This window comes from Microbacterium xerophyticum, assembly GCF_053543555.1.
In genome coordinates, this window is the sequence record NZ_JBLVOB010000007.1 from 645,476 (window position 1) to 650,685 (window position 5,210).

Genomic DNA, 5,210 nt, shown 5'->3' on the forward strand with positions numbered 1-5,210 from the left:
ACCGTGCCCACGGCGACGGCGACGGGATCGATCATCGACCAGGCGAAGGCCGCCGTCCGCGCGGCGGAGATCTCGGTGCAGGCACGACCGGGCGAGGTGACCTCGTTCCCCCTGATGCGGCTGCAGTTCGCCCAGCGGAAGCTCGCCGAATCCGTGGCGGCCGCCGGCACGGAGGACGCAGAACAGCAGGCGGCGTCCGCACTGTCCGCGGCTGAGCAGGTGCAGAGTCTCGTCGGCGCCTCGGCGGCGCCGGAGAGCGGGCGCTTCGTCCGATCCGTCCGGCCACCCGATGACGGCCCTGTGATGTACGACCCGCCCACGCGCACGACCGAGCGCTCGGAGTGGCGGCGGCCACGCGTGTACGAAGAGGACGACGGGACGGCCGGGAAGGCGGTGTGGGGCGCGGTCTGCGGCGGCGGACTCGGGTTCTTCAGCAGCATGGCCGTCGCCGAGGAGCAGCCAGGACTCGTCGTGCTGTTCGTCATCGGCGGCGTGGTGATCGGCGCGCTCTCCGGTGCGTTCGGCCGCAGCGGCGGGGGCGGGGGCGGAGGCTCATCCGGATGGGGAGGTTCCTCGTGGAGCGGTTCGTCACGGAGCAGCTCATCGCGATCGTCGAGCAGTCGGTCCTTCAGCAGCTCCGGCGGCAGCAGGTCGTCAGGTCGTTCCGGGGGTCGCCGGTTCTGAGCGCGGAGCGTTCTACGCCGACCCGCGCACGACCAGCTCGGTCGGCAGGATCGTCATCTTCTCGGTCTCGCCGCCGGAGAGGCGGGAGAGCAGCACCGCGGCCATGGTCTCGCCCTGCAGATACATCGGCTGTCGCATCGTCGTCAGCGGAGGGTCGGTGGACAACGCCACCGCCGAGTCGTCGAACCCGAGCAGGGCGACATCCTCCGGCACCCTCAACCCCACCGACCGCATGGCGTTCAGCGCGCCGCGTGCCATGAGGTCGCTCGCCACGAAGATCGCGTCAGGAGTGCCGGCCGACAGGATGCGGCGCACGGCCTCCGCGCCGCTCGTCTCACCGTAATCACCCTCCTCCTCCGCGAACGGGGCGAGTCCGGCATCCGAAAGCGCATCGCGGAAGCCCTGCACGCGATCGACGGAGGCGAGCATGCTCAACGGACCGGAGATCGTCGCGATACGCGTGCGGCCGATGTCGATCAGGCGCTGCGTCGCGGTGCGAGCCGCCGCGACGTTGTCGACGTCGACCACGTAATCGCTCGGGCGCTGCCGCAGAGGGCGTCCGCCCCAGACGACGGGCACGGCATCCGCGATGCGATCGATGAACGCGTCGCTCGTGTGATGCGACACGATGAGCGCGCCGTCCACACCGCCGTTGCGCACGAAGCTCGTCATCTTGTCGCCGGGGTCGTCACTGGCGATGAGCAGATTGAGCAGATAGTCCGAGCCTCTGAGCGCGCCGGTGATGCCGGCGACGATCGAGGCGAAGAACGGATCGCCGAAGAAGCGCGTGGTGTCCTCCGGGACGATCAGAGCGATCGCGTGCGTCTGCTTGGACGCCAGGGAACGGGCAGCACGGTTGGGCACGTAGTTGAGCTCGGCGATCGCCGTCTGCACGGCGACGAGCGCCTCCGGGCTCACCGCGGTGGAGCCGTTGACCACGCGCGACACCGTCGAACGCGATACTCCCGCGGTGGCCGCCACCTCTTCGATCGTCGCTCGTGTCATCGGCAACCTCCTTCGTTCGAATCGCGCAAAGGGCTGCGTCCCGGGTCCGAGTGCAGCACTTCGCGCGATCTGAATGCCGACGACCCCGCCTAGAGGGTGCGCGCGGCGATGATGCGAGCGTACTCCCGACCACTGTCCTTGAGGCTGCGCTGCTGAGTGTCGTAGTCGACACGCACGATGCCGAATCGCTTGTCGTAGCCCCACGCCCACTCGAAGTTGTCGAACATCGACCAGTAGAAGTAGCCGCGCACGTCGACTCCGGCATCCGCGGCATCCAGCACGGCACCGAGATGCTGGCGAAGGAAATCGGTGCGATCCGCGTCGTGCACGCGCGTCTCGCCGTCCTCGACGACCGCGACGTCGTCGTACGCGGCGCCGTTCTCGGTCACGTACAGCACGGTGCCGGCCGGCTCGGCGTACTCGGTCCAGACACGCTGCAGCAGGCGGGTGAGCCCCTCCGGCTGCACCTCCCAGTTCTGCGCCGTGCGCGGCAGTCCGCGCTCGACCGTGTGGATGCCGTCGTTCGACGGGTACGGGCTGCGCCTCGCCCTCTCGGTCGTCGGCCCGCCCGACACCGGCGGCACCGCCGGAGCCCGACCGGACAGAAGATCACCGTGGTAGTAGTTGACGCCCTGGGTGTCGATCTTCTGCGAGATCGACACCATGTCGCCGTCGTGGATCGCGGCCTCGAACAGCGCGACCGCATCCGGATCGACGCCGCGGATGTCCTCGACGATGTCCGCGGGGTACGAGCCGCGGTAGATCGGGTCGAGGAACCACCGGTTGAACTGGCCGTCCACTCGGCGCACGGCGTCGGCGTCGGCGGGACGGTCGGGATCGGCCGGATCGGCGACCGTGTGGTTCAGCGTGATGCCGAGGTTCAACGTCTCATCACGCGAACGCAGCTCCTGCACGGTCCGGCCGTGCGCGAGCAGCAGGTGGTGCGACGCGAGCAGCCCCTCGGCGACGCTCGTGTGACCCGGCGCGTGCTCACCTCCCGTGTAGGAGAGGAATGAGGAGCACCACGGCTCGTTCAGCGTCGTCCACACGTTCACTCGGTCGCCGAGCGCATCGTGCATGGTGCCGGCGTAGTCGAGGAATCGGTCGACGGTGTCGCGGTTCGTCCACCCGCCCTTCTCCTGCAGCGCCTGCGGCATGTCCCAGTGGTACAGCGTGAGCCACGGCAGGATGTCGGCGCCGAGCAGCTCGTCCACGAGGCGGCTGTAGAAGTCGACGCCGGCCCTGTTCACCGCGCCGCCGTCCGGACGCACGCGCGCCCACGAGGTCGAGAAGCGATAGGTCTGCAGACCGAGCGCGGTCATGAGCGCGACGTCTTCGGGGTAGCGGTGATAGTGATCGCAGGCCGCCTCGCCGCTCTCGCCGCCGACGACGGCGCCGGGTACGCGCGCGAACGCATCCCAGATCGAATCGGTGCGACCGTCCTCGTGCGCAGCGCCTTCGATCTGGTACGCCGCGGTGGCGGCGCCGAACAGGAACTCCTCGGGGAAGGGGCGGGTCATAGCGGTCATCCTTTCACCGCGCCGGCCATGATTCCACTGACCAGCTGCTTGCCGGCGACGGCGAACAGGATCAGCAGCGGCAGCGTCGCGAGCACCGCGCCCGTGAGCACGATCGAGTAGTCGACGTAGTACCCGGACTGCAGCTGGCTCAGCGCCGTCTGCAGGGTCGGGTTCTGGGGGGAGAGCACGATCAGCGGCCACAGGTAGTCGGTCCACGCGGTCATGAACGTGAACAGACCGAGGATGGCCATGGCGGGCCGCGCAGCGGGGATGCCGACTGTGAGGAACGTGCGGAACTGGTTGGCGCCGTCCATGCGGGCCGCCTCGATGAGCTCATCGGGGATGACGTCGACGAGGTACTGGCGCATGAAGAAGACGCCGAACGCCGTGACCAGGGTCGGGATGATCACCGCGCCGATGGATCCCGTCCACCCGAGCTCGCGCATCACCATGAACAGCGGGATGATGCCGAGCTGGGTCGGGATCGCCATGGTCGCGATCACGAAGATCATGAGTCCCTCGCGCCCCTTGAAGCGCAGCTTCGCGAAGGCGTAGCCGGCAAGGGTCGAGAAGGTCACGACCGAGAGGGTGATGATCGTCGACACGAGCAGGGAGTTGCCCAGTGCCAGCCAGAACGGGATGGCGTCGAACACCTTCGCGGCGTTCGCGAAGAAGTTGCCGCCCGGGATCATCGGCAGCGTCTCGCCGCGGGTCGAGTTGGTGCCGCTGGCGACGACGACCGACCACCACAGCGGGTACACGCTGCCGATGATGAAGGCGGCGAGCAGCCCGTAGGTGAGGAAGCCAGGACGGCTGCCGATCCCGGCGTTGCCGCCGCTGCTTCGACGCCTGCGGATCTTCTCCGGCACGCTGAGTACCTGGGTGGCGGTCATCGCGTCTTCTCCTGGGTGTTCGTGCGGGCTCGACGTCTGATGGCACGGGTCCTGGGGGCGGACCCCGTCGCGATGCGCCGGGAGAGCAGGAAGTTGATCACGCCGATGCCGACGATGAGCAGGAACAGCAGGATGGCGACGGCGGATGCTTCACCGAGGTTGCGCCGGAAGAATGCGAGTTCCCACAGGAACAGCACCGTGGTCTGGAACTGACGGTCGCTGCCGCCGATGCCGCCGGCCGTCGACACGTCGAACAGCCTCGGCTCGGCGAAGATCTGCAGACCGCCGATGGTGGCGGTGATGATCACGAAGATCAGCGTCGGACGGATCGTCGGGATCGTGATCGAGAAGAACCGGCGGCCAGGGCCAGCGCCGTCGATCGCAGCGGACTCGTAGAGGTCGCGCGGGACGGCCTGCATCGCCGCGAGCAGGATCAGGGCGTTGTAGCCGGTCCAGCGGAAGTTCACCATCACTGCGATCGCGATGTGCGAGAGGAAGGTGTTGTGCTTCCACTCCTGATCGACGATGCCGATCAGGTTCAGCAGGTTGTTGGCGAGACCGTCGGCCTCGTTGAAGATGCTCGAGAAGATGATGGCGACGGCCACGGGCGTGACCACGAACGGGATGAGCACGCTCATGCGCCAGATGGTCGGGGCGCGCAGCCCTCGGTCGAGCAGGTAGGCGACCAGCAGGGCCACCGCCAGCTGCGGGATCGCGGAGAGCAGGAAGATGCTCAGCGTGTTGACGATCGAGTTCCAGAACATCGCGTCGCCGAGGATCTCGACGAAGTTGCCGAAGCCGACGAAGTCGCCCTCGCCCTTCAGCAGGTCCCACTCGTGCACGGCCACGTAGACCGTGTACACCAGCGGGAAGAGCCCGACGAGACCGAACAGCAGGAAGAACGGCGCGACGTACGCGTACGGCGAGGCGTTCTGATCGAACCGCGAGAGGCGGTGGCGCCAGGAGCGCTTCGGCACGGCATCCGCCTGCTTTGCGGATGCTGTGTCTCGGCGCTCCTTCGGCGGAGCGGTGAGAGTCATTGTCTGTGTCCTTGTCGCGTCGCGTGCTGATGCCGGGGACTGTGCTTCGGGAGGCCCGGCGACCGTCG

General features: G+C 68.1%; 5 protein-coding genes. 1 reads left to right on the forward strand and 4 read right to left on the reverse strand.

Going from position 1 to position 5,210, the window contains the following annotated elements:
* Positions 1-684 (forward strand): hypothetical protein (locus ACNPNP_RS14605; protein WP_448966750.1); only part of this gene is annotated, 684 nt, incomplete at its 5' end.
* 12 nt (positions 685-696) lie between these two features.
* Here ACNPNP_RS14605 and ACNPNP_RS14610 read toward each other — a convergent pair.
* The 4 genes from ACNPNP_RS14610 to ACNPNP_RS14625 form a co-directional block, all read right to left on the reverse strand.
* Positions 697-1,689, reverse strand: a complete 993-nt coding sequence (locus ACNPNP_RS14610; protein WP_448966751.1) for a LacI family DNA-binding transcriptional regulator — start codon at positions 1,687-1,689, stop codon at positions 697-699.
* An 89-nt stretch (positions 1,690-1,778) separates the two neighbouring features.
* Entirely contained in the window at positions 1,779-3,209 is a 1,431-nt protein-coding gene (locus ACNPNP_RS14615; protein WP_448966752.1) for a GH1 family beta-glucosidase, read from the reverse strand.
* 5 nt (positions 3,210-3,214) lie between these two features.
* Positions 3,215-4,102 carry a carbohydrate ABC transporter permease gene (locus ACNPNP_RS14620; protein ID WP_448966753.1) on the reverse strand — a complete coding sequence of 296 codons (888 nt, stop codon included), beginning with the start codon at positions 4,100-4,102 and terminating at the stop codon, positions 3,215-3,217.
* Positions 4,099-5,142, reverse strand: a complete 1,044-nt coding sequence (locus ACNPNP_RS14625; protein ID WP_448966754.1) for a carbohydrate ABC transporter permease — start codon at positions 5,140-5,142, stop codon at positions 4,099-4,101. The genes ACNPNP_RS14620 and ACNPNP_RS14625 overlap by 4 nt, the downstream gene beginning before the upstream one ends.
* Between the last annotated feature and the right edge of the window lie 68 nt (positions 5,143-5,210).

What these genes read in the sequence shown, in the direction of transcription:
- ACNPNP_RS14610 (WP_448966751.1), bottom strand. Translation starts at nt 1,689, where the DNA reads ATGACACGAGCGACGATCGAAGAGGTGGCGGCCACCGCGGGAGTATCG.
- ACNPNP_RS14615 (WP_448966752.1), bottom strand. Translation starts at nt 3,209, where the DNA reads ATGACCCGCCCCTTCCCCGAGGAGTTCCTGTTCGGCGCCGCCACCGCG.
- ACNPNP_RS14620 (WP_448966753.1), bottom strand. Translation starts at nt 4,102, where the DNA reads ATGACCGCCACCCAGGTACTCAGCGTGCCGGAGAAGATCCGCAGGCGT.
- ACNPNP_RS14625 (WP_448966754.1), bottom strand. Translation starts at nt 5,142, where the DNA reads ATGACTCTCACCGCTCCGCCGAAGGAGCGCCGAGACACAGCATCCGCA.